The sequence below is a fragment of the Flavobacterium aciduliphilum genome, assembly GCF_003268855.1.
Taxonomy (GTDB): Bacteria; Bacteroidota; Bacteroidia; order Flavobacteriales; family Flavobacteriaceae; genus Flavobacterium; species Flavobacterium aciduliphilum.
This window is the reverse complement of sequence record NZ_QLSZ01000001.1, coordinates 396,300-420,439: the sequence shown is the minus strand read 5'-3', so window position 1 is coordinate 420,439 and position 24,140 is coordinate 396,300. Positions and strand designations below refer to the sequence as shown.

Genomic DNA, 24,140 nt, shown 5'->3' with positions numbered 1-24,140 from the left:
CATCAAAACGAATAGAAATCATGAAATCAACGATTCACGAATACCCAAAAAACAATTTTAAAATCATGAGTAGAAAACTAATTTTAATTATTGCCTTAGTATTAGCATCTAATACCATTTTTGCACAATCAGTCTTTGATAAATTTGACAATCAAGACGATGTTACCACGGTTATTGTCAATAGTAAGATGTTCAGTATGTTGAGCAAAGTAGATGCCAAAGACAAACAATCGCAACAATATATCAATCTTATAAAAAAGCTAGAAAATCTTAAAGTTTTTGTTACTGAAAACAGTAAAAAGGCAAGCGAGATGAAAGCGACAGTTGATAAATATGTGAAAAGTGCCGATTTAGAGGAATTGATGCGTATTAATGAGAAAGGGGAAAATGTTCGCATTTTTGTCAGAACTGGTGCCTCAGATTCACAAATTAAAGAGCTCTTGATGTTTATTGAAGGGTCTGGTAAACAAGAATCGGTCTTAATGTCATTGACTGGAACTTTTAGTCTGGATGAGCTTTCCACATTGACAGATAAAATGAAGTTGCCTGGTGGAGCCGAATTAAAAAAAGCAAGTAAAAAATAAGTATGAAAGTTTTAAAAATAACCCTCGTTTTTTTGAGCGTCTTGCTCAGTAGTTGCCATTCAAAACCTAGTTTGCAAAAATATTTTGTAGACCACCAAGAGCAACCTGGATTTGCTGTGCTGGATATTTCGCCTACCCTTTTAAATATTGATAATACAAAAATATCACCAGAACAAAGTAAAGCGCTAGCATCATTTCATAAAATGAATATTTTAACCTATCGATTTGATAAGCAACATCCTAATCAGATAGATGTGGAACGAAAAAACGTTGCAGAAATATTAAAAGATACGATAGCTTACCAACAATTGATGAAAATAGGTTCGGGAAAAAATGGTGCCTCCATTAGTTACGTTGGGGAAGCAGATAAGGTAGATGAATTTGTTCTTTATGGGGTGAAAAGTGATTTAGGACTTGTTGTAGTGAGAATATTGGGGGATAAAATGAATCCCGCCGATGCCTTAACTCTGTTGTCTGTTTTAAAGTACTCAAAAATAGACATGAAACAATTAGAACCCCTCAAAGGATTTGTAAAATAGATTATAAATAGGTTAGAGTTTAGTTGTAAAGAAACGAGGCTGTCTTTTGGACAGCCTTGTTTTGTTTTTGTGACCACGATCAGATTCGAACTGACACGTCTTGCGACACCACCCCCTCAAGATGGCGAGTCTACCAATTTCTCCACGTGGCCTCGTTGGATATAAAAAAAAGTTAAGCTACAGCTTAACTTTTGTGACCCCGCTGGGGCTCGAACCCAGGACCCCTACATTAAAAGTGTAATGCTCTACCAACTGAGCTACGGAGTCTTGCGAATAAAGATAAAAAATTGTGACCCCGCTGGGGCTCGAACCCAGGACCCCTACATTAAAAGTGTAATGCTCTACCAACTGAGCTACGGAGTCGAAATCATTATCTTATTGCGGGTGCAAATATAAGACGTTATTATTTATTTATCAAAGCAAATTTGTTTTAAATTTACCTTTTTTTTGTAATTGTTCTTAATGTCTTAATTTATAAGGGTTTATTTTGGTATGAAAGTTGTTTTAGTAGGTTATATGGGCTGTGGAAAGAGTGTTGTTGCTAGAGAACTGGCAAAAAGAATGGGAATGAAAAGTCTAGAATTGGATGAAATTATTGAAAAAAAATGTCAAATGCCCTTGACAAAAATTTTTGAAACGAAAGGGGAGCTCTATTTTAGAACCTTAGAACATGAGATTTTTAAGCAATTACTAAACGAAGAGGCAGATGGTATAATAAGTACAGGCGGAGGAACCCCATGTTATTTTAATAATCATGAATTCTTACAGCAGAATGGAATTTATTCGATTTACCTAAAAGCTCCTGTCGAAGTCTTGTACCAGCGCTTAAAAAAAGAAAAAACCAAAAGGCCAATGATCGCTAAAATTCATGAGGAAGACTTAAAAGAATTCATCGCGAAACATTTATTTGAACGAAGTAATTATTATACCAAGGCCAAGTTTACTATAGCTATTGCTGCCAAATCCCCTGCAGAAATTGTTGATGAACTGTTGAATTTATTAGCTTAATGTAGCGTGATTGTTATTGTCTTCAAAAATGACTGTAACATGTTCTTGTAATGAGGTTGAAAGAGAAATGCCTTTAAAATCGGCTTTTATGGGATATTTTTTATGATTTCGATCTACTAAAACAGCCGTTTTAAAATCTTTTAATGGCACTTCTAAAAAGTGTTTAACACCATACATGAGTGTGCCCCCAGTATTTAAAACATCATCAACAAGAACAAGGCCTTTGTTTTGGTATACTTCTTTAGAAATAGAAGTTTTTACCTCTTTCCTCGGATTAGATTTATCCATAATGACTTCACATAGTGTAATTTCGAGCGAACTGATATTTTGTAATGCCGTAGCAATTTTTACGGCTAACTCATAACCATTGGAAGCAATTCCAGCAATAATTAGGGAATCTTCGTGGATAAAATGTTCATATATTTGATAAGCAATACGCTTAATTTTATGTTCAATTTCTTGATGATTGAGGATTACATGCGGATTCATAAGTTATTTTTTGATAAAGATAAAAAAGAGTTCTTTTCCATCCCTAGGTTTGATAGAATTTCTTGCAGGAGCAAGTGTTTTACATGTAAAATCATTTTGAAATAATTCTTCATAAATTTCCTTAGATCCGCCAAAAGGAGGTCCTTCTAATGTTAAAGGAAATTGAAAGAACAATCCTGCAATTTTTCCGTTGAGGTTTAGTAAATCTAGCATTTTTTTAACGTAATCCTTTCGTAAATTAGGATCTAAAGCACAGAAAAACGTTTGTTCTATGATGAGGTCGTAGCGTTCGTTATGTTCGAAAAAATCGTCGTGAATAAAATGTTCTTTAGGAAGTTGAGGCCATCGTTCTTGAATGTTTTGTAATGGAGTCTCAGCAAAATCTAATACAAAAACATTGTGAAACCCTTGGTGTAAAAGGTAGTCAAATTCATAACTGTTTCCTGCGCCTGGAATCAAAATTTTAAGTGATTTGTTTTCCAATTGATCAAAATATTCCTTTAGAGGAGTTGTAATCCTCCCAACATCCCAACCCGTTTCTTGGTTTTGGTAGCGGTTTTCCCAATAATCTTTAGTCAAGCTCATCCGTTTCAGTATAAAAATCCAATTCGTCTAATTCTCGTCGTTCTTTTTTTGTAGGTCTTCCCGTACCAAATTTTCGGTAATGATCTTTTGATAGCTTGAGCAATTCTAAATGGGCAAAAGCTTCTTCGGGCGTCTCATCCCTTCTGTAAATATCAACCAATTTTGCACCAACACGATTTTGAGGAATGTCCAGTACGGTAAGCGTATACGTGATTTGATCTTTTCGTAAGGTAATTTTATCAGTTGCAAATACCTCTTTAGAAGCTTTAGCAACTTGTCCATTTACCGTAATGTGGTTTTTTTTACAAGCTTCGGTAACCATATTTCGGGTCTTGTAATAGCGTACACACCATAAGTATTTATCAACTCTCATAAAAATATCAAAAATCAACGTTAAATTGTTTACAAAAATAAATCATTATTGTATCTTGCGGACTCAAAAATAATACAAAAAAATGAAGAATAGTTATAAATTATTGGTTGTGATTGCGATTTGTATTGCTATAATCTCGTGTTCGAAAAGTAGCAGTGATGACTTTACAATACGTGATTATGCAACGCAATATAAAACGGATTCCTTAGCGATAGAAAGTTATCTTGATACACATTTTATCACCTATGATTCTGATTTTAATGTCACATTTGATACTTTATTACCAACAAGTGGTCATAGTTCCATACGAACCGATTCTTCGCTTGATTTAAGAGACACGTTATTGTATCAAAATGGAATTAATTACAAGGTTCATTATATTCGATTGCGACAAGGAGACATAACTAATGGAAGAAGACCAACTCAGGTGGATTCTGTTTTTATTGCATACAAAGGGGTTAAGTTAACTAAATCTTCTACCACAGGTCATGAGGATGTTTTTGATCGTGCAGATTCTCCAGTTTGGTTTAAATTACAAGATGTTATCTCAGGTTGGACTCACCTTATTCCTGCATTTAAAACAGGAACTTATACACCATCTAGTGGTAATAATCCAGCGACTTTCAATAACTTTGGGGCAGGAGTTATGTTTTTGCCATCAGGTTTAGGCTATTACAATAATGCTACAGCATCACTTTCTTCCTATTCTCCTTTGATTTTTAGTTTTAAATTAATGGAATTGCGTTATCGTGATCATGATGGCGATGGTATTTTGTCTAAAGACGAACGCGGATTAACCGATACAAATTCTCAAACAAGATGGCGTGAAAATCCGGGTTCTGATGCTTATGATGTACAATATAATCCTAGTACAAAAGTATACACCATCACCACAATTCCTTTTCTGGATACAGATGGTGACGGAATTGCTGATATGTATGATAGCGATGATGATGGGGATACGTATTTAACCCGGGCAGAATTGAGTTATATAAATCCTGTAACAGGAATAAAAAGTTATTATAATTTCAGCAATGCTCCAGATTGTTCTGGAAGTGCGAGCTCACCCACAAGAATTCGAAAATATCTCGATAAGACTTGTCACTAAAAAAAATCCTGAACATAGTTCAGGATTTTTTTTTTTGCTATTTCTTTTCTGTCTTTTTTCTTTCAGCGATCAATTCATGAAGTTTTGTTCCGTAAAGGGCATGAGCCACTTTTGGAGTCAAGGATTTTTCGATAGTATCTAGGTACTTTAAATTAATATCTGGTATCTCGGCTAGAGCTACATAAGGTGCCACATCGTACGCTCCGTGATTTACAGCAAAATTGGTTGTATACAAATATTTTTGCATAACGATTCTCTTTTGTTCCTCCTCAATTTTTATTACTGAGGTTTCCTCTTTTGCTTTCAGGGCGTCAAAGCGTTGTTTGACCAATTCAAGATTTCGATCGACATATCTCGAAACTACGGTTTTATATTCGTCATATAATTCTTGATTTTTCGAACCCGAAATTTTAGCATCGGCAGTAAAAAATTCTAGAGAAGATTCAATGTTCAGATGTCCTGGCTCAACAAAAAAAGGAAGGTTGTTGTCGATAGAATTGCTTACCCCTCGGTCTAAAAATAAATAGAACATTTCGGGTGTCTTGATAGTTAAATCACTTGTAAAGTGAGAATCTCCATCAATTTTAATCGTATCTAAGGCTACTAGCGCTCCCTCTTTGATGTGTTGAATGTATAAAGTTCCTTTTTTTAATCCTTTGATATAACCTGAAATGTGCAGATTTTTATCGGTTTTTTCCTCACCACAAGAAAATAATAAGACAAGTACAAGTGGGGTAATATATTTTTTTAGCATGATTTTTTTTGACAAAAATAAAAAAATGCCTCAAATAGTGTCTAACTTTTTGAGGCAATTCAAATTTTATAGTGAGGAGTGGTTTACTATCCTTTAAGCCATGCATTTTTCAACGCTTCTTTTGAGGCGTCTGAAAACAGATAGCCTTTACTTTCTTCAAAGGTTAGCGCTACTTTACCAGTTAGTATTTGTTCTTTATCGTTTCGGATGATTTTGATGCGAACAGCATCACCATCTTTCCAGTTTTGAGCTGCTGTCATCATGTCTGAAATGTTGTCTAAGGTATAATTGGTGTCGTTTAGTGCTATGATTTTGTCATCAGCGAGTAGTCCAATGCCCGTCATAAAAGAACTTAAGGTAGTGTTTTTTACGACAATTTCTTTAGTAGCATTGGCTGTAATGCAAGACACTTTATTGAAGATAAACGGATTCACACTTTTTTTCATAGTACTGTTGTTTACTCCCATTTTAGCAAAATAAACATCATAGGGGATAGGGGTACTTCCATCAACATACGTTTTAAGGAAATCGCCAACTTCTGGGTATGTTAAAGCAGTAATTTTGTCAAAAAGAACACTGTCTTCAAAAGGTTTTTTCGGACCATATTCATCGGTTAACTTTTGCATTAAGTCCAAAATGCCAAGAGTTCCGTTGCTTTTTTCACGTATAATAATGTCTAAGCACATGCCAATCAAGGCTCCTTTTTCATACACATTCAAATATTGTTCTTTACAGGGGGACACCAACACATTGGCACTCATTTTGGTAAAAGGAAGCGTGTCATCCAATCGTTTGGCATTATTAATTTTTCCCACCATTCTTTTGTAGAACGCATTCTCATCAATCAAGCCTTGGTTTACTTGAAATAAATTTGCAAAATATTCGGTTACTCCCTCATACATCCATAAGTGTTTGGACATTTTAGGGTTGTTGAAATCAAAATAATGAATCTCATTGGAATGTACGCCTAGTGGAGTCACAATATGAAAAAATTCGTGCGATACCACATCAATAATTTCTTTTCCTAAGGCACTGCTTGGCATCATTTCTGGAAATACTACCGATGTAGAACTGTTATGTTCCAAGGCACCAAAGCCTCTAGCGTCTTTTCCTTTCATATCGGCGAGATACAACAAAACCGTATATCTTTTATTCGAATTGATGGGGCCTAGGAATTTCTTTTGGGCACGCATACATTTTTCTAAATCAGGGGCTAGCAGCTTTGCTGAATGTTTTCCAGAAGGACTGTACACACTAAACAAAACGTCCATGCCGTCTATGGTGAAGGTAACATTATCTGGAGCCGAATACATGATGGGGTTGTCTACCAACTCGTTGTAGCGTGCTACCGAAAACACATCGCTTGTGGTACTACTGTCGGTATCGACCAAAGAAGTCGCGCCAAATAATGTAGCAGGATGCGTAACAGTCACCGAATATGGAACGTCTTTTTTGGAATCGAAATACCCTACAAAACCATGGTTGTTGATCATAAAGTTTTTTCCATCATTGATGTTGGTTCCCGCTGGAGAAAACACGCCACTGCCAAAACCACCACCACTTTCAATATCATACGTGTCATTGACCCAATAGGTCACCTGATTTAAATGAGTTGCGTTTTTAATGAGCCACGAATTGGTATCAAGTTTAGTAATTGCTAAAGCTTTTCCGTGTGCATCCAAAGCTTTAAAATCATCGATAAATTTACCATAATCATCTTCAGAATAGGTCCCAGGAATAATTTTAGGAAAATGAAACACCACTTCATTAGTGTTTAGGGTAGGAGGGGTGATGTGTACTTGTACTTTATCGTCTACTACATGATTTAAATCGATTGTTACAGCAACTTGATCCGGTTGATGTGTAGCTACAGGAGCTCCTGATTTACAACTGACAAGAAGCGTTGCGACACATAGGCTAACTATAATTTTTTTCATAACTTAATACGTTTATTTCAAGAGTATTGGTAGTGAAGTTTTTGTTTTTGTTACAATTATTTTACTTGGACCTGAATCCATTTTAAGATTTCGGTTAGGGCAGTTGGTGAAAAAGTTTGTTCAATTTTAGCATATTCGCTAGGAGCTCCGGTGGTACACTCTTGAAACAAATGATTTAAGTTTGGAAGCTCAATTACGGTTACGTTTTTGTTTTTAGCTTTAGCCAAGGCATTCTTTATCGCTTCTAGATTTTCTTTTGGAGCCACTTGTAAATCTTTAGAACCATTAAGAGCTAATACGGGACAAGTCACTTTTTCTAAAGCAAGACTAGGGTCTAATCGAATGAAATATTTCATCCAAGTATAGGTGTATTGATGTATCTCAGATTGAATGTATTGCTCTTTGGTCATGCCCTCAGGGTATTTAACATCAGGGGTTTTATCGATAGCCTCTTCGAAAATATTCGTTAAGTCTTTATTTAGTTTTTCATCATCAGGGGTGTTGACTATTGTTTCAAAAATTTTTTGATTGAAGGCTTTATTCTCATTTACTTGTTCCTCTGTGGCACCCTCAGCTTTAGCAATTAATTCTTGTTGAATTAGAAGAAGTTTATCTCCACGAAGACCAGTTCCGGCCAGTAAAACGATAAAGCTTACGTTTTTATTTCTGCTTGCCACCATGGGTGCAATGACACCTCCTTCGCTATGTCCTAGCAAACCAATTTTCTTTTTATTGATGTCCTTACGAGTCATTAAATAAGTAACAGCCGCCTCGGCATCATGAGATAAATCGTATGTGGTGGCGTTGTTATAATTTCCAGTAGAAGCCGCTGTTCCTCTATCATCATAGCGCAAAACACCAATGCCATTTCGAGTTAGATAATCGGCAATGACCAAAAAAGGTTTGTGTCCTAAAATTTCCTCATCCCTATTTTGAGGACTACTGCCTGTAATTAAGACCACTACAGGAAAATTACCTTCTTTGTTTGGCAGCGTTAACGTTCCTGCCAGTGTGACACCGTCTTGTGTATTATTGAAGGTAACCTCTTCTGTATAATAGGGATAGGGTTTTTTGGGCTCTTGTGGTCGAGTCAAAACTGTTTTTTCTACTTTTTCGCGAGACAAATCCAATGGAAAACTTTGTCCAACTTGTTTAAAAACACCTTTTATTTTGTTGTTTTCAAACGTTCCTTGATATTCAATTCGACCAGCTGGGATGGCAAATTTAAGAACAGCGTTTTCAAAACTGGTGGTGGTAACAGGAATGCCAAAGGCTTTTTGATCAGGGCTGTCCATAGTTGATTGATACCCTGTTTCGGTTTTGGTAATATTGATTTCTAATGGAAGTTGCATGCCTGGTACGGTCAATAATCCATACCATTTTCCAGAAATGTCTTGGCTAAAAGAATTTAGTGTTACTAAAAAGAGTAGGCAGGTGAGCGTGATTTTTTTCATGAGTGCATTTTAAAATAAAAGCTGTCTAAAAGAGTAGACAGCTTTTTTGTGATTAATCAAATTTATTTTTTATATAATATTTCCCTTCCAAATCGTCGTCAAAATCATCTATAATCGGTTTGGGTTTGGGTTTGCTTGCTGTAGCTTTCTTTTTCCAAAGTTCAAAATGATCTTTGGGCAATCGTTTGCGCATCAATTCGGTAACGTCATTTTCATTCAATCCAAATTCTGCTTTCAATACTTCAAAAGGTTTGCGTTCCTCTTGTGCCATACTTACAACGCGTTCAATCTGTTCGCTGCTTAGTTCTACTCTTTTACTTTTTTTCATTAGTCGAAAAGTACCTTTAATGTTAGTTTTTTTTAATGTATCAAATAATAAACCAATATTAAGAAAAAAAATAATCACTTCACAAAAGTGTGTGTAAAAAAAATATTATTTTTTTTATCAGAGAACGAATAGGAGGGGGACAGCTTATTTTAACACCCTGAATGTAAGATTTATTCGAGGTCCCACCAATTTTGATGTTTTAGGAACCTGATGTTTCCAGTAGTGTTGTGTTGGGCCTTTCATAATCAAGAGGCTGCCTGATTCGAGGAGAATTTTTAGCTTTTCTTCTTTTTTAGTAATGTGTTGCAAGTGAAAAAAACGAGCGGCACCAAAACTCAGTGAGGCAATGGTAGGGTTTGTGCCCAATTCTTTTTCGTCATCAGCATGCCATCCGTTACTGTCGTTGCCATGCCGGTATAGGTTGAGCAATACTGTGGTAAAGTTTTCTTCACAAACTTCTTCTACTTCATGTTTTAAATACATCAACAAGGTGTTCCACGGATGGGGTTGCATCACGATGTTGGAGTAGGCATACGGTTTTCCTTCATTTCCAAAGAGAGCGGTCAGTCTGGGTTGCAAATGCGTTTTTCCATAGACCGTGAGGGTGTCTTGTTGCCAGGGAATTTCTGCATACAATTTTTCAAAAAGCATTTGAGCTTTTTCAGGCGAAAAAAAAGCAGGGTAATATAAAAGGTCAGCATCCTCTTTAGAGAACAAGATTTTTTCGGAAGGAAAAAGCGTAGCCATAGCCTAAAAAAAAGCATTTTCTATACACGTAGGCGTATAGAAAATAGTTTTATTGGTCTTAAAATTAGAGTTAAAACGATTCATTTTAGTGCATTTATCTTTCAGTTCTAAAAATATTTTTTACCACTAATTACACAAATTTCCGTAAATTTAGATTCGTGTAATTTGTGGTTGAAATTATGATGCTTCAATTTTGCTGACTTTCAGTCTGCTCAACCTAAACTAAGGACTTCAAGTCCCTAGTAGTTTATTTGCTCGTGAAATGTTTTACTAAGTAATACACATTAACTCCTAGAATAAACAAATTTGTAATTACTATAGGCCAAGATACATCGAGCATAAAGCCATAAATGACAAAGATGATTGCGCCTATTGAATTAATAATTCGAAGTGTGATGATATTTTTCATAAGAAAGGAAATCATCAAAACCAAAGAGGCTAAATAGCCTACCCATTCTGTTAACGTAATCGCCGCCATAAGTGTTAATTTTTTGTGGACGGCAAAGGTACTATTTCCAATTGAATCGTTTGGGGTCTCTATTTAATTATTTTTAGATTTTTAGATTGTTGGATTTTTAGATTATTGGTCAATTAGATTCAAAAGCAACTTCGTTCTTATAACCCTCATAAACTTTTAAACTTTTAACCTTTTTACCCCACTACCTAATTGCTCAATTATAAACCACATAGACATATTGATTTTATAGTTTTTTTTAAGGCGTTTCACTTTAGATAGAATTCATAGACCTTCAAACTTCGTTCTTATAACCCTCATAAACTTTAAAATCCTAATAACCCACAACCTACCGAATCCTTTCGTGTGGTTTTATTCAGTTTTAATGGGATTATATTCACTATTTAAGGACAGCCCAAAATTTTTAAGTGTATCAAATATATAAAGGAATCTCTTACGAGGAAGAGATTCCTTTAGTTTTTTTTAAATTATTCTAGGATTAATTTTTTCTGTAGGGTAATTTGACCGTCTTCTTTTAAGACCAACACATAGAGGCCTCGTGCTAAGGAAACGGTTTAAAAGTTTAAAAGTTTATGGGTTTAATAAGTGCTAAATAGAGGCGTTTTTTTTTTTTTTTCATGGTTTTAATTTTTCTACTTGATTTAGGCGTTGGTGTTTCTGGTTTTAGAAAGCTAACGAAAGGTTGTCATGATAGGGTAGCTCCGAAGTCGGGAGACTCCGGAGAGCTGGGAACGAAGAGCTGGGATAGAGAAAGTTTAAAAAAAATTAATTAGCTATCTCTTCTACTTTTAATCCAATAGATGGTTCATAATAAATCATAGGAGATAGAGGATGAAAATCATCATTATCTTCTCCACACTTTTCAACTAGATTAATATTCTGCCATCTTATATCATTTAATGCTACAAATACACAATAGTTATTATCTTCTGTTTTGTGTTTATATATTTCGGGCAATTGTATAATTGAAGTAATAGGTATTTTTATGCCTACATTATCATAAATATTTTTAGTGTATACACTTATAAAAATACCTTCTTTCGGTATTTTTAAATTTAAAGTATCAATTTTTACTTCAACAATACCTTTATTTTGGCTTGCATTTAACTTATATTGATAAGAATTAAGATTTTTTTTAATATTAGGTATTAATTCAGTTAATAATGTTTCTGTGGGATTTTTTGAATATGATTTATACTTTCTTTGAATAGTATCAATTGAATAAAAATCAAAAACTACATCAGTTGTGTTTGGTATTCTTTTTATGTTCAATAAAATCGATTTTATCCATAATTGTTTATTAGTTTTATTTTTAAATAAAACAGCAAAATGACTTCCTTCTTTACTAATTACACGAGTTTTCGAACTTTTTTTTAGATAATCACCTAGTATAATTTGTTTTTTATTAGCTCTAACTGTTACCTCTTTTAATATTGTTACCTTTTCATTAAGATGGATAATAATATTAGATTTATCTTTTTCAGTATATTTATAATTTTCATAACCAATTGAATGAACTATTATTGAGTCATAAAAGGTTTTAATATAAAATTCTCCTTTTTCGTTTGTATTTCCAGACTGAATATTTTTACCATCTTTATAAACTAGAATTGTTGCAGACTGAATAGGCTCATCAGTATTTGCATCTAAAACAACAATTTTTTGATTTTGAAAGAAGAAGAGACCTAGTAATAAAATTATAATTTTCATAAATAAAATTTTTTTAAAAGTGATTGAGTATATACTCAATCACTTTTATAGTAATTAGTGCATTCCACAAGGTTCAAACATATCTCCACCATCAACACCGATTGCAGCATGATGGCTTACTCTTATACCAAATACATAGTAATCTTCGTATAATTGAGCTGTGTCACCTATACATGGACCTTGGCTATAAGATGAACCCCAAAATCTACGTTTATCTGTTAAATTTGGATCATTTTCTGAACCTAAAGCGATTTTTATCATATCGAGCTTGTTAGTAGTGCTATATTTGATAAGTTCATCAATATTTTCAAATGTTTTAATCTCATCTGCTTTAATGTCATAAGAAGTTAATTTATAGTCAACTCTGTCAACGTCTACAAAATAAAGAAATAAATTTGTATCCTTACTAGTAAATACATACCCTCTAGCTATTTGACTGTCTACAATAAAGACTTCTGTAATTATCATATCATCAACTTCTGCAATTTTAGATGCTACAGATGGGCTTTTAATTAATGTTGTTTCTATAGATTTACCAAAACTGAAGTCTTTAGAGTAAAATGATTTTAAAAATGTTGAAACTTTAGTGTTTTCGCTAACATTTTTGTTCGATTCATCTTTTGAACAACTAGTAAGTATACTAGTTGATACAAGTAATAAAAATAAGATACTTTTGATTGTTTTCATAATTTATAGTTTTAAATTTTGCTTACTATGTTTTTTACGGTTTCTGTTCAGCTTATTTCTCCGTTTCAATCCAAAAGTATAGATAGTTTCAACTCAAATAACAACAACTTTACACTCGAAATTTTAGATTAAAATAAAAATTCTTGCCACTTTTTATCAATTTTTAAGTAACAAACAAGATTATTTAAAATCTTATCTTCATTAGTTTACATCATTTTTTTTGAATATGACTATTAACAATTTGGTTTATTATCTCTACCTACTTCCTTCAGGCATCGGCGTTCCTGGTTGTTTTTAAAGAACCACGCGAAAGGATTCGCTCGGCAGGGGGGTAAAAGTTTAAGAGTTTAAAAGTTTAAGGGTTTAAAAGTTTAAGGGTTTAATAAGTGCTAAATAGAGGTGGGGGTCTTTTTTTCATGGTTTTAATTTTAGGGTTCCTACTTGATACAGGCGTTGGTGTTCCTGAGGATTAACGATTGAAGATTAACGATTTTTGATTTTTGAACCGCTGCAAGGCATTCGCTCGGCAGGGGGGGTAAGGATGGTAATGATATTATTCAACTAAATTGTTTTCAATTGATTCTTTCAGTTCATTGGCTAATTCAAAAATGGCATCTAAACTTTTAAGTTCGGTTTTGTTTTCTTTTTTAGTCTTATCAAAAATTCCAATATATTTTTTAGAACTGTTAAAGTATAATCTACATATTGGTTTTCGATTATTGTCATCTAGTAGTATAGCAAAATAACTCTGATTGTCACGATAATGAATTCTTGAAACAGCTATATGTTGTCTTAATATTGTTTTAACAATCATAAACCCTTCTAGTTCTTCTTCTGTGGTAATGATTTTTGAATTTGCCTCTCCATTAAGTTCAACATCTTCGGCTACCATTTGTTTTTCATTTTCGTTTTCTTTTGTTAAAGCAGATTTTAATCTTTCTGTAATTAAGTCTGTTATATGATGTTGTATAGCTCTTTTGGTCAATCCTGTAAATTGTTCCAAAATTTTTGCAGTTACAATGCTAGGATAAACTTGTTTTGCAAAATGTTTTACAAAATCAGGTGAAGGGTTGGCAATTTCAGCCTGAAAAAGTTGTTTTAACTCATTCATAAATTTAAGCTCAGAAGCATTATTAATGATTGCATCTGCGTCAAAGTTTGCTTTATGAAATTTTTTAATTTCTTCAATTTGACTTTCTTTTAAATCAGTAAGATTGACTTCCATAAATGGTTTTTCGTCCATTATATTTGGTTGTACCAAATCAGAGTAGAAACGAAATTGAATGCCATTTGTCAGTATTCCAAATTTGGCTTTACTTACATGAAAATAACGTAGTAACTGACCATCATGAAGGTCAAGATTTTTATTCCAATGTTTACATTCAATCAAGATAGCAGGCTTACCATCTCTAAAAATGGCATAGTCAATTTTTTCTCCTTTTTTGGTGCCAATATCTGTAATATATTCTGGTACTACTTCTATAGGGTTGAATACATCATATCCTAAACTTTGTAAAAAAGGCATAATAAAGGCATTTTTGGTAGCTTCTTCCGTTTGTATTTGGTCTTTCATTTTTACAAATCGATCTCCAATTTGTTTCAGTTGGTCTTTTAAATCCATAGTAATAATTTTTTATTTACCTACTTGAATCAGGCATCGGTTTTCCTGGTTTTATAACTCCACAAAGTGGGTAGGTTCTGTGGAGCGGGTTCGCTTGGCAGCTGGGTGTGTTAGTTGCTAATTTTATTAAAAATGACTTTAATTTTATCATTTTCAAATCCTTCTAGTTTTTGATTCTGTTCGTTGCCATTTAAACTTAAACGGTATCTATATTTAATTTTAACGTCAGATTTGAGGATTTTAGTAAAAACTAATAGTAGATTAGTTGGGTGAAAATAAAAGTCTATTATAGTAAAGCCTTCTTCCATTTTATCATTTAATAAATCATACCAGGTGTTGTCTTTTATATAAATTTGTCTTTTAACACCATTTTCTGAATCATATGTACTTTCTTTAAATTCTATTAGTTCCCAATATCCATTTAAAATAGAGGAATCACTAACGGATGAGATTTGCTTTTTCAATTTTAAATTTTCTTCAAATAGTTCATCTTTCTTAATTTTAGAAATAAAATTGTTTCTTTTGACTATTATAAAAGCATCAAATGACAATATCCCAGATTTTAATATTGGAAAAAAAATAGTTGATACTATTGCATATAGAAGAGGCTTACAAGAATTATTTATAGGAGCAATAAACCAAAGTTTAAACCAAACTCCATCTTTTGATAATTGATTAGAAATAAATTCAAAAATTGAATTAAAACCACTAGCCTTGATTTGGGATTTATCATACCATAATAAAGACACTGTAATTTGCCAATTATAAATTAACCAATAGATTAAAAAATAAATTATTAATCTACTAGAAAACCTGTTTTTTAAAGTGTCTAATAGTTTTGAAATTTTTTCAGGTTCCATTTATTAACGTTTTAATTGACCTACTTGATTCAGGCGTTGGTATTCCTGGTTGTTTTTAAAGAACCACGCGAAAGGATTCGCTCGGCAGCGGGGTTTTTTTTTTTTTTTTCATGGTTTTAATTTTAAGTTTTCTACTTGATTCAGGCGTTGGTGTTTCTGAGGATTAACGATTGAAGATTAACGATTGTTGATTTTTGATTTTACTGCTGCAAAGGAGAGGCTTTGTGGGGCTGTTATTGTAATTTAATATCTATACTTTGGTTTGATTAATTAGATCAAATTCATCTATTGCAATAATCATTAATCCTTCCAAAGTATATTTTCTGTAAAATTTCATAAAAGACATGAAGAAAATAAACGAAAGGAATAGTACTAGAACTAAAAGGAATATTATTTCTTTTGTGAAATGACTGTAAAAACAAAAATGAATAATTATGTACCAAAAAATAAGAACAAAAATTAATGTAAATGTTCTTAAAAACCCATAAAGAGCAACATAATTGGTGAATTTTTTTTGATGATTTTTTGAATTTTCAAATACATAATGATGAATTATTCTATTAAAGTCGGCTAGATTACTTTCTTCTTTTTTAAAACCATTTTTCTCATTTATACCTAATTTGTTAAGTAAATTATTAATTTTAAAATTAATAACGTCTATTAATTTATTATCTAAAGATCTAACAAACAAGAATTTGAATTTTAGAATATTATTTAGTAAAAAATCAATAATAACTAATGGCAAAATAATTATCATCATTATAGCTCCCCAAATACAACCATGAAATGATTTAAAATGAGCAAAAAATTTAGGAAAAGGAATTTTTAAAAGATATTTTGAAGGGTAACCGTATTTCCAAATCGAATATTTTTCAATTGTTATAGAAGAACTGAAACTAAGTATATGTCCAACAAGATAAGACATTAAAACTAGTAATACAATTGATTCATTAGAGCAAGAAGGTATTTCAGATAGCATACTATCAAAATCGTAACTTGAGTTTTCTTTAATTGATAAAATTATTCTGTAAGTGTAAATTGTAAAAATTCCAGGAAAAAAATATCCCAAAAAGTCATAAATAGAAAATAAGTTGTCTTTCATAATCTTTAAAGTTTAATTGACCTACTTGATTCAGGCATCGGCGTTCCTGGTTGTTTTTAAAGAACCACGCGAAAGGATTCGCTCGGCAGCGGGTTTTTTTTTTTTTTTCATGGTTTTAATTTTAAGTTTCCTACTTGATTCAGGCGTTGGTGTTCCTGGTTTTAATGCCCTATCGAGGTATGTATTTGGATAGGGGACTCCGAAGTCGGGGGACTTTGGAGAGCTGGGGAATTAAGGTTTGTTTAATCCGTATTTAAAAAAATATTTTCCTAGTTTATATATTACTTTCTGATAGATTTTGGTCTTTTGTTTTAGATATTTTTCAATCATAATATTTAATTCTTCACAAAAATCGACTGGTGTCATAAGTCTTTCAGAAATAATATAATCTCCATAATTTTCTCTGTTTTTCAAATGAAATTTATGAGCCGATGTAGTAGCTACAAAAGTATTTGTATTGTTAAAAACGTGGCTTGCCACATTGAATCCATCTTTTCCAATATCTTCTGTAACTGTTCCTTTTATATCAATTATTAGAATATCTCTTGGATTTTCAATTAAATTTTTCAGCAAAATCCCATCACATTTGTAATATCTTTCAAATGAAATATTACCGTTAGCACTAGCAATAGATAACATATTTTCATTAAAATATGATTTAACATCATCAATAATAATTATTTTCATAGGACTTATTTTCATTAATAATTTTCCTATTTTGTTAAACCCACCATTTTTCATAAGCTATTAATTTTAAGATTAATATTTTCAATTTTAAATTTTTGAAATGCAGTATTTTTTTTTGTTAATATTTGTTCATGGCTTATTAATAATCTATTTTCAGTAGTGTTTTGAATAAGATTGTTATAACTATCTTCTAAAGTTTTTATCCAATATAAGCCAAATCCAAAACCTTTACTATTTTCATTTACTTTGGATCCCATTTCAAATAAATTAATGTTATTTGGAATATAATTTGATTGATTGGTAAACTCAATGTTGTAAGAATCTTTTTTTTTATTAACTACACTGATAGTTACTGTTGAATTGTTTGTAGAATATTTCCAGATATTGTCAATTAATATTACTATAATATATTTAATAAAATCACTGTAAAATTCAATAGTATAATCTCTATTTATTAAATTATTAAGAGTAATATTTTCAGCTCTATCGTTTTCTTTAATAATGCTATAAATGCCAAAATAATATTCTATAACATTCTTTAAGTTGATTGGTTTTTGTGAAATATTTGAAGGAGTAGAATGGAATTCATGAACTCCAGTAATCATCTGTATAAAATTATCAAGTATCACGGTATTTCCAATAATTATGCTTAATGGTTTATCAAGTGAAATAATTTTAGTAGATAAATTTGGGTCTAAAATTGTTGCTTGTTCAATAATTGATTGTAAAATTGGGTTAATCTCGTGTCTTAGGTTTTTAGCAATTGTTGATAAAGGAATTTTAGGCTCTTTTTTTTCAATATTCCCATGTCTATTTACAAATGAGACACCATATTGACAAATATCAAAAGTATCATTTTTTGTTTGTTTACATGGTTTAGAATGACAATTGTAGCAAGTTAAAATATCAGACATTTTATTTTTTTTATAGTTTATGTTTAGTTACTGAAGATAAATTATGTTTTCTGTGTACCTAATTCCCTCCTTAATATTTCAAAATTTATCATGCGTTTGAATATAAATCTTTAAACTTTTCTTGTATTTTACTAACTCCATCACTTGTGAAAAATGGACTTAAATAGTCAACAATGTTTTCTGCTATTTCTTCACCTGCTTTGTCTGCTATTTTAGTACCTAGCTTTTTGAATACCCCTTTTAGAAAACCTTTCCAGCTTGTGTCTGCTTTCGCTCCAATAGTTACTAATGCCTCAGTAATTTGTTTCTTTGATTCCTCTGGAATATAACTGTCAAATAAAGCTACGAAAGCATCGGGAGTAAGTTTGATTAACTCAGGAGAAAAAGAACCATCTGTAATATGGTTTAATTTTTTTAGTTTGTCTTTTAAATAATCGATTAAGTAAGGGTTCCCAATTTCTAAACCAATTTTATCATTCTCTTTTAAAAATATTGGATTCGATAAATAGTTGATTAATTCTGCATCTAGTTGCTTTGTAGTAGATTGTCTTAATTTAGATTCATAAAGTAAGTTTCTTGCTTTTGCTCTTGTAACCCTTAATTCAGAAATTAGTTCATACATTTCTGGATTATCAGAAATTAAACCTAACTTTTGAAGTTTTGTGAATAATAATATATCTAAATCCCTCTTTGATATTGAACCAAATGCTGGACTAAAATAATCGGTCATCAATTCCTTAAAAACAATTTTTATTTCTTCACTTTTTAAAGAATCTATTCTGTTTATTAAATTCATAATTTATTTTTTTTTTATTTACCTACTTGCTTCAGGCATAGGTATTTCTGGTTTTAGAACGCTACAAAGTGGGAGACTTTGTGGAGGTGATAGTTTTCTATTAAATTAAATCATAATGTTTTCTGCTCGGCTTATTCTAATTTCGGGATTAATTTTTTCAATAAGATCCCTTATTATACCAACATCATAATTGCTCATAGCTCTTCCCAAAATGATTTCTTTAATTTTAACATTTATGTATTGTCTATCATGAATAAAAACTCTTTCTTCTTCTTCATAATTCCAAACTTCTAGTTTATGGCTTAAAATTTCAATGGCTGTTTGATTATTTAGTTTATGATTTTGAATATAAGGAAGCCCATTGTATTGTACCTGTCTTACCATATATTGTAATCTGTCAATTTCTACACCAATAGCAACTCCTCTTTGTCCATTAGCATAATGAGACCACATAAGTTCATTATTATTCACTCTAGATAATGAACATATCCTAAGATTATTTTTTTCTTCTGATAATTGATTTCTTATATCTATGTTGAGTTCACCATTTCGATAAAGGTATTGTCCTTCCATTGGATCGTTTAGCTCTTTAAATTTTGCTGCATATAATCTGTTTTTTAGAATAATATCTATAAATGTTTTAAAATTTTCGAAGTTTCTGTACTTGTATAAAATATTTTCCATGTTATAATTTTTAATTTAACTTGTTTTTTCCATTAATACTTCTAGTTCTATAATCTTGATATTCAATTTTAGCTTTTGAAAAATCACCGATGTTTTCAAAGTTTATTTTGTGTTTTTTTATGTCAGTTGCATTAAAACAAATAGTTAAACTTTCGGCATAATTTTTTGAAGATAATGAAGATAAAAATGATAGTAATATTTCTTGAAAAACTATTACTCTATCAGTTTTTAATCTACCGTTACCAGTACCAATCAAAGGAATAATAAAATCTTCTTTACTAGCGCATTCTGATAGATACATCCACAATTCATTGATACTTTTTTCAAATATTTCATCATTGCATTCAGATTTATTTTGATTGTTTAATATTGTATTTGCTAAGAAGTAGAATTTTTTTTCATTTTTAATTATTGGGACGACAGTTCCAATTTTATAATGCTCTCCAACTTTATAATTTATATAAAAATTTTCTTTTAAAACCTGATCTATTTCAAATTGTAATTCCTCAGGTTTTGAACCATAATATTTTTTCACAACTTGAGATAAAATACTACTTGATGTGAGTAGGTTTCCATCTTGATTTATTTTAAAGTAGTAGTTTACGGGAACAATTAACGAACCTTCCACTTTTAAAATATTTTTCTTTTGAATTTTTATTATTGCATCTCTGTGAGGGACTTTAAATTCATAACTATTTTTTGGAAGTAATTTGAAAATAGCATATAACAATCCAATTAGACCAAAAAGCCACCAGTAGTTTTTTATTTCTTTACTAACTAAATCATTACCAAAATATGAAATTATACTAACTAATAACCATAACATTCCAAAAGACGCCAATAAGTTGATACAAAAACTTAAAATTTTATTTAATAAATCTTTTACTTTCATAATCCAAGTTTTAGGTAAATATTAGAATCATAATAAAAGTCTCCAATGATATTTTTTTTCTTATTTTCATAGTGCATAACTTCCCAATCAATTAATGCTTTTTCTATAATTTTAGCATTAAAACTGACATGTAATGCTAGCTCATTTCTAATTATAGGAGGACATTTTTCAGTATCTATGCTTCTCAATCCATTTAGGTTAACACATATGATAGGAAGATTTAATTCTAAAGCTTGGTTAATCTCCCATCTGATATATTTATAATGAAATCTTGTTTGTTCACCTATTAACAGTATGAATGTTTTACTGTTTTTTAGTCGTTCTTTTAGTTTGTTTTTTATTGTTTCTTCAGTGCTCCAATCTCTTAAGTTATTAATATCATGTGCATCATAAAAGTCAAAAGACGAATTATCATTTTGTTTCCATGCTTGCATTAATCTGTAATATCTAATATCATTATCAGCATCAAAAGCTACATATACTTTATTTCTGTAAGCCATTTTTTATTATTTACAAGTTAATTCACCTACTTACTTCAGGCATCGGTATTCCTGTTAGTGAAAACATCACTACTGTTCTAAAATCAAGAACTCGTGTTCTGAAAATCACTACTGCTGTTCTGAAATCGAGAACTCGTGTTCTGAAAATCATTACTACTGTTCTGAAATCGAGAACTCGTGTTCTGAAAATCACTACTGCTGTTCTGAAATCGAGAACTCGTGTTCTGAAAATCATTACTACTGTTCTGAAATCGAGAACTCATGTTCTGAAATTCATTACTGCTGTTTTGAAATCGAGAACTCATGTTCTGAAATTGAGAACACGAGTTGTTTTGAACTATTTCACTGTTTTTTTCTTTCCTTGTGCTTTAAATCGCTCACTAATCAAGGCAACCATTTCTTTTACGCTTGCATTATTTTTTGAAGATGATTTCAAGCTAGCATATACTTCACTAGAAGCTCCCATAATGTCTATGCCTGCTGCAGCCATAGTGTCGTCTATCTGTTCGAGCAAGCTGGCAACAGCAACCCTAACGCCCAGTAGATTGTTGGCTAGGTTTACATCCTTTTGGAACTCAGCTAAATTGAAATTGGCTTTCAATTCGTTCGGAAAAGCAATTGCACCTTCTAAACATTGGTTGGCATAGGCCACACTTTTTGGTCCCATGTTGCCATAGCTTTTTCGTTCGACTTCGGGCAAACTGATTAGAAAAGGCATTTGAGCTTTTGACTCGTTAATTTTTGTTAACGCTGCGGTCTTTGCAGCAGCGGTAAAATCGGCGGAAATTTTGTTGGTTCTTGCCATTAAAAAAATGTATTAAAATGGTACCTACTTGCTTCAGGCGTCGGTATTCCTGTTTTTTTTTAGATTATTGGATTTTTTGATTATTTGATTATTGGATTTTTGGATTCAAAAGCAACATCGTTCTTATAAACCTTATAAACTCATAAACCTTATAACCTTTTAAACCCTTAAACCCTTAAACTCATAAACCCTTAAACTCTTAAACCTTTAAACCCATAAACCCTTTTATCCCTACTCCCTAACTAAAATACAATGCCGCTTCTTCCGTTCGGCGAACCACCAATCCTGGGAGAATCTTGCCGTTGCTGTGTACCCATTTTAAAAACTCGTTTTTAATGGTGGGGTCGCTGGGGCTTTGGTTTACTTTTTTCAGTAGGGTGCTGCCCCGCAGGGCTTCCAGTCCTAAATTGTAGGCAAAGGAGACCAAGGCATCAAATTGATTTTGATGGATGCGCTTTTGCACGTAGCGGTTCACGCCGTCTTCATAATGACTCAAGACTGCCTGCAACAATGCGGTGGCTTGAGGTTCAGTGAGCGCTGGGTCGGCAAGAGTGACAGGTTTCCCATTGGGGTAATGGGTGCAACCATAGCCAATGGTGGGAACCCCAGCCGGACAGCGATAGGGTTTGGCTTTAAAGCCTTCACTTTTTTTGATGAGGGCAATTCCAGGAGAAGCAGTTTTCATGATAGGTAAAAGTTAGGTCTATTTTGTAATCAAATTTGTGATGTTTTCAATGTCTAGGTTTACTCCCAAATAGATAGAATTGAGCGGAACTTGTCCTAATATGCCTCTAAAATCGGTTCCTATTAACAGTTGGGTATTAGCGCTTGAAGAGGTATTGTATTGAAAATAGGTTCTGAACAGATAGAACCAATTTTTTTGATACCCGTCATACCCAATGTTACCCATTGAGGCATTGGAGGGATGTTCTAGGGACCAGCCTGCTGTTCCTTGCGCAAATAGTGAAAACTTCTTATTGTAGTTGTAGTCTAGAGTTAAACCAAGACCAAAGTTCCCTGCTGCTGAGGAGTAGTTACTACCTTTGTATTTTACTAAATAGGGTATTATAGTAGTGCTTGAAGGAATTTGAGCCTCATTTTCAATAAGAACGGTTCGAGTGGCAATAGTATCTATAGTTGTAGCAGACGAAATCTTTGAAATTAATAGTTCAGCATGTCCATGTACGCTAAGCGACACATCACTTGTAAAAATAATTTTGCGCAATACTTGAAAATAGGCACTATACGTTGAAACACTAGTCTTAGTAGTATATTTATTATACTGTTTATTATAACTAGAACCGACAACCAAATGATCTAAAGGATTACTCAATACATTGTCTTGTTGGTATCGAGCGATACTATCGTTGTTGAGGTTGTTTAGTTTTAATAACCCCACGTTAAAACCCCATTTTTTAGATTCGCTCACGGGGATGTAAATATTAAAATGGCCTACATATTTTAGTTTGTCAATATTTTCCAATTGAAAATCGAAACCATTCATAAACATGTATTTTGGAGTGGTTCTGTCTTGTCCTAGAAGGTGTAGGGTTACCAAAAAGGAGGCTAATGTTAAAAAAAATGTTTTCATGATGTAATGTCTTTTAAAGAGTTAATTGTTGGAGACTTGCCCTTTTTTGAGCCACGAAGCACCAAAAAAGAGTAATGAAGTGGTTTCAAACCAGAAAAGATAGGGAAACCCAATTTGGACTGCCCATTGATGTAAAAATGGAATGCTTTTGAAAAGAATAATCAAAAACAAGGAACCAAAAATTCCAAAACCACACATTTTATAAAAATTATGTGAAGGCATTTTGCCAAAGTTCTCTATGGTATTTGTTCTTCTAAAGTTGATGATACAAATAATTCCTAAAGAGAGAAAAAAGAAAAATGCTGCATAGTAATGAATTGTTCCTGCTAGTCTATGACTGATAAAAGATCGAAAATTATCAGGAAACCAAAGATTAAAATCCATTGGGAAAATAGCCACGAGTAAAGCACATACACCTGCAAAATTGGTCATAAAACTATCCGATGGGAAGAGTTCGCCTTCTTTTTTATCATAGCCTTTATAAAGGAAAAAGAAAGAAAGATACGGCACAAAGTGTTCCTACAAATAGCTCTCCCATAGGAGTATAATAATATTCGCTAATGCTGTCTCGGAGAAACTTAGTCGAAGTATAGTTGGGATCTTTCATAGCCATCAATAGGTCGTTTTTGTAAATTGAACAGAAATGAAACAGCCAATTTCCAGTGAATAAAGTAAAAGGAAGGCTAATTCCTAAATAGCCCACCCATCTTCGCATGCGGTGATAAGACATCACTAAATTTTTTTCTTCCATAATCATTAAATTTTTTGTTTGCCTACTCTTTGATTTCCTTTTCGGCTTTCGGAACTAAGTGATACCTCAAAGTTTAAAAATATAAAGCACAAAAAAATCCCTATAAGTAGGGATTTTTCATTTATTTTGATTAAGGAGTAAAAGGGTTAAAAAACTAGT

30 protein-coding genes and 3 tRNA genes are annotated in these 24,140 nt (G+C 32.2%); 4 read left to right on the top strand and 29 right to left on the bottom strand.

Annotated features, from left to right (window positions below):
- The first annotated feature begins 20 nt into the window (after positions 1-20).
- Positions 21-584 (top strand): DUF4252 domain-containing protein, encoded by a 564-nt coding sequence (locus CLV55_RS02045; protein ID WP_394338220.1) that lies wholly within the window; start codon positions 21-23, stop codon positions 582-584.
- Positions 585-586: 2 nt separating this feature from the next.
- Entirely contained in the window at positions 587-1,123 is a 537-nt protein-coding gene (locus CLV55_RS02040; RefSeq protein ID WP_112112065.1) for a DUF4252 domain-containing protein, read from the top strand.
- A gap of 70 nt (positions 1,124-1,193) precedes the next feature.
- Here the strand turns inward: CLV55_RS02040 and CLV55_RS02035 are convergent.
- The 3 genes from CLV55_RS02035 to CLV55_RS02025 form a co-directional block, all read right to left on the bottom strand.
- Positions 1,194-1,275, bottom strand: a tRNA-Leu gene (locus tag CLV55_RS02035).
- Positions 1,276-1,317: 42 nt separating this feature from the next.
- Positions 1,318-1,390, bottom strand: a tRNA-Lys gene (locus CLV55_RS02030).
- Positions 1,391-1,413: 23 nt separating this feature from the next.
- A tRNA-Lys gene (locus CLV55_RS02025) sits at positions 1,414-1,486 on the bottom strand.
- A gap of 129 nt (positions 1,487-1,615) precedes the next feature.
- Here CLV55_RS02025 and CLV55_RS02020 point away from each other — a divergent pair.
- Positions 1,616-2,131: a shikimate kinase gene (locus CLV55_RS02020; protein ID WP_112112064.1), complete on the top strand. Its 516-nt coding sequence runs from the start codon at positions 1,616-1,618 to the stop codon at positions 2,129-2,131.
- Here CLV55_RS02020 and CLV55_RS02015 read toward each other — a convergent pair.
- Genes CLV55_RS02015 through CLV55_RS02005 form a run of 3 tightly spaced genes read right to left on the bottom strand, consistent with a single transcriptional unit; the run spans position 2,123 to position 3,578 of the window.
- Entirely contained in the window at positions 2,123-2,620 is a 498-nt protein-coding gene (locus tag CLV55_RS02015) for a phosphoribosyltransferase family protein (protein WP_112112063.1), read from the bottom strand. The two genes, CLV55_RS02020 and CLV55_RS02015, sit on opposite strands and share 9 nt — an antisense overlap.
- Positions 2,621-2,623: 3 nt before the next feature.
- A complete protein-coding gene (locus tag CLV55_RS02010; RefSeq protein ID WP_112112062.1) occupies positions 2,624-3,205 on the bottom strand; it encodes a class I SAM-dependent methyltransferase in 582 nt (193 codons plus the stop codon).
- Positions 3,192-3,578: an RNA-binding S4 domain-containing protein gene (locus tag CLV55_RS02005; RefSeq protein WP_112112061.1), complete on the bottom strand. Its 387-nt coding sequence runs from the start codon at positions 3,576-3,578 to the stop codon at positions 3,192-3,194. The genes CLV55_RS02010 and CLV55_RS02005 overlap by 14 nt, the downstream gene beginning before the upstream one ends.
- Positions 3,579-3,660: 82 nt before the next feature.
- On the opposite strand from CLV55_RS02005, the gene CLV55_RS02000 reads away from it, so the two are divergent.
- The gene (locus CLV55_RS02000) at positions 3,661-4,686 is read left to right on the top strand and encodes an FKBP-type peptidyl-prolyl cis-trans isomerase (protein WP_112112060.1); all 1,026 of its coding nucleotides are present in this window, start codon (positions 3,661-3,663) and stop codon (positions 4,684-4,686) included.
- 37 nt (positions 4,687-4,723) lie between these two features.
- On the opposite strand, the gene CLV55_RS01995 is transcribed toward CLV55_RS02000, so the two are convergent.
- The 23 genes from CLV55_RS01995 to CLV55_RS01890 form a co-directional block, all read right to left on the bottom strand.
- The gene (locus tag CLV55_RS01995) at positions 4,724-5,440 is read right to left on the bottom strand and encodes a DUF4369 domain-containing protein (RefSeq protein ID WP_112112059.1); all 717 of its coding nucleotides are present in this window, start codon (positions 5,438-5,440) and stop codon (positions 4,724-4,726) included.
- A gap of 86 nt (positions 5,441-5,526) precedes the next feature.
- Positions 5,527-7,377, bottom strand: coding sequence for a M61 family metallopeptidase (locus CLV55_RS01990; protein ID WP_112112058.1), 1,851 nt, complete (start codon positions 7,375-7,377; stop codon positions 5,527-5,529).
- A gap of 56 nt (positions 7,378-7,433) precedes the next feature.
- A complete protein-coding gene (locus CLV55_RS01985) occupies positions 7,434-8,831 on the bottom strand; it encodes an alpha/beta hydrolase family protein (RefSeq protein ID WP_112112057.1) in 1,398 nt (465 codons plus the stop codon).
- Positions 8,832-8,883: 52 nt separating this feature from the next.
- Positions 8,884-9,159 carry a TIGR03643 family protein gene (locus CLV55_RS01980; RefSeq protein WP_112112215.1) on the bottom strand — a complete coding sequence of 92 codons (276 nt, stop codon included), beginning with the start codon at positions 9,157-9,159 and terminating at the stop codon, positions 8,884-8,886.
- Between the two features lie 144 nt (positions 9,160-9,303).
- Positions 9,304-9,906 (bottom strand): alpha-ketoglutarate-dependent dioxygenase AlkB family protein, encoded by a 603-nt coding sequence (locus tag CLV55_RS01975; RefSeq protein WP_112112056.1) that lies wholly within the window; start codon positions 9,904-9,906, stop codon positions 9,304-9,306.
- Positions 9,907-10,153: 247 nt separating this feature from the next.
- Positions 10,154-10,384 (bottom strand): uroporphyrinogen decarboxylase, encoded by a 231-nt coding sequence (locus CLV55_RS01970; RefSeq protein WP_112112055.1) that lies wholly within the window; start codon positions 10,382-10,384, stop codon positions 10,154-10,156.
- 762 nt (positions 10,385-11,146) lie between these two features.
- Complete coding sequence (locus CLV55_RS01965) at positions 11,147-12,091, bottom strand: peptidase associated/transthyretin-like domain-containing protein (protein ID WP_112112054.1); 945 nt, start codon at positions 12,089-12,091, stop codon at positions 11,147-11,149.
- 54 nt (positions 12,092-12,145) lie between these two features.
- The gene (locus tag CLV55_RS01960; protein WP_112112053.1) at positions 12,146-12,778 is read right to left on the bottom strand and encodes a hypothetical protein; all 633 of its coding nucleotides are present in this window, start codon (positions 12,776-12,778) and stop codon (positions 12,146-12,148) included.
- A 553-nt stretch (positions 12,779-13,331) separates the two neighbouring features.
- Positions 13,332-14,399 carry a type I restriction endonuclease gene (locus CLV55_RS01955; RefSeq protein WP_112112052.1) on the bottom strand — a complete coding sequence of 356 codons (1,068 nt, stop codon included), beginning with the start codon at positions 14,397-14,399 and terminating at the stop codon, positions 13,332-13,334.
- Positions 14,400-14,509: 110 nt separating this feature from the next.
- Entirely contained in the window at positions 14,510-15,259 is a 750-nt protein-coding gene (locus CLV55_RS01950) for a hypothetical protein (protein WP_112112051.1), read from the bottom strand.
- A 250-nt stretch (positions 15,260-15,509) separates the two neighbouring features.
- Complete coding sequence (locus CLV55_RS01945; RefSeq protein ID WP_112112050.1) at positions 15,510-16,361, bottom strand: hypothetical protein; 852 nt, start codon at positions 16,359-16,361, stop codon at positions 15,510-15,512.
- A gap of 231 nt (positions 16,362-16,592) precedes the next feature.
- Complete coding sequence (locus tag CLV55_RS01940) at positions 16,593-17,102, bottom strand: hypothetical protein (RefSeq protein ID WP_112112049.1); 510 nt, start codon at positions 17,100-17,102, stop codon at positions 16,593-16,595.
- Entirely contained in the window at positions 17,099-17,962 is an 864-nt protein-coding gene (locus CLV55_RS01935) for a histidine kinase (protein WP_112112048.1), read from the bottom strand. Before CLV55_RS01935 ends, CLV55_RS01940 begins: the two co-directional genes overlap by 4 nt.
- A gap of 88 nt (positions 17,963-18,050) precedes the next feature.
- Positions 18,051-18,758 (bottom strand): hypothetical protein, encoded by a 708-nt coding sequence (locus CLV55_RS01930; RefSeq protein ID WP_112112047.1) that lies wholly within the window; start codon positions 18,756-18,758, stop codon positions 18,051-18,053.
- Between the two features lie 105 nt (positions 18,759-18,863).
- Positions 18,864-19,442, bottom strand: coding sequence for a DUF2971 domain-containing protein (locus tag CLV55_RS01925; RefSeq protein WP_112112046.1), 579 nt, complete (start codon positions 19,440-19,442; stop codon positions 18,864-18,866).
- 10 nt (positions 19,443-19,452) lie between these two features.
- Entirely contained in the window at positions 19,453-20,334 is an 882-nt protein-coding gene (locus CLV55_RS01920; RefSeq protein WP_112112045.1) for a macro domain-containing protein, read from the bottom strand.
- Entirely contained in the window at positions 20,331-20,834 is a 504-nt protein-coding gene (locus tag CLV55_RS01915) for a TIR domain-containing protein (RefSeq protein WP_112112044.1), read from the bottom strand. Before CLV55_RS01915 ends, CLV55_RS01920 begins: the two co-directional genes overlap by 4 nt.
- A 22-nt stretch (positions 20,835-20,856) precedes the next feature.
- Positions 20,857-21,069, bottom strand: a complete 213-nt coding sequence (locus CLV55_RS12775; RefSeq protein WP_146739516.1) for a hypothetical protein — start codon at positions 21,067-21,069, stop codon at positions 20,857-20,859.
- 102 nt (positions 21,070-21,171) lie between these two features.
- Positions 21,172-21,639 carry a hypothetical protein gene (locus CLV55_RS01910; RefSeq protein ID WP_112112043.1) on the bottom strand — a complete coding sequence of 156 codons (468 nt, stop codon included), beginning with the start codon at positions 21,637-21,639 and terminating at the stop codon, positions 21,172-21,174.
- 238 nt (positions 21,640-21,877) lie between these two features.
- Positions 21,878-22,324, bottom strand: a complete 447-nt coding sequence (locus CLV55_RS01905) for a lysozyme (protein ID WP_112112042.1) — start codon at positions 22,322-22,324, stop codon at positions 21,878-21,880.
- Positions 22,325-22,342: 18 nt separating this feature from the next.
- A complete protein-coding gene (locus CLV55_RS01900) occupies positions 22,343-23,230 on the bottom strand; it encodes a hypothetical protein (protein ID WP_112112041.1) in 888 nt (295 codons plus the stop codon).
- 21 nt (positions 23,231-23,251) lie between these two features.
- Positions 23,252-23,740 (bottom strand): hypothetical protein, encoded by a 489-nt coding sequence (locus CLV55_RS01895; protein ID WP_112112040.1) that lies wholly within the window; start codon positions 23,738-23,740, stop codon positions 23,252-23,254.
- Positions 23,709-23,981, bottom strand: coding sequence for a hypothetical protein (locus CLV55_RS01890; RefSeq protein WP_112112039.1), 273 nt, complete (start codon positions 23,979-23,981; stop codon positions 23,709-23,711). Before CLV55_RS01890 ends, CLV55_RS01895 begins: the two co-directional genes overlap by 32 nt.
- Between the last annotated feature and the right edge of the window lie 159 nt (positions 23,982-24,140).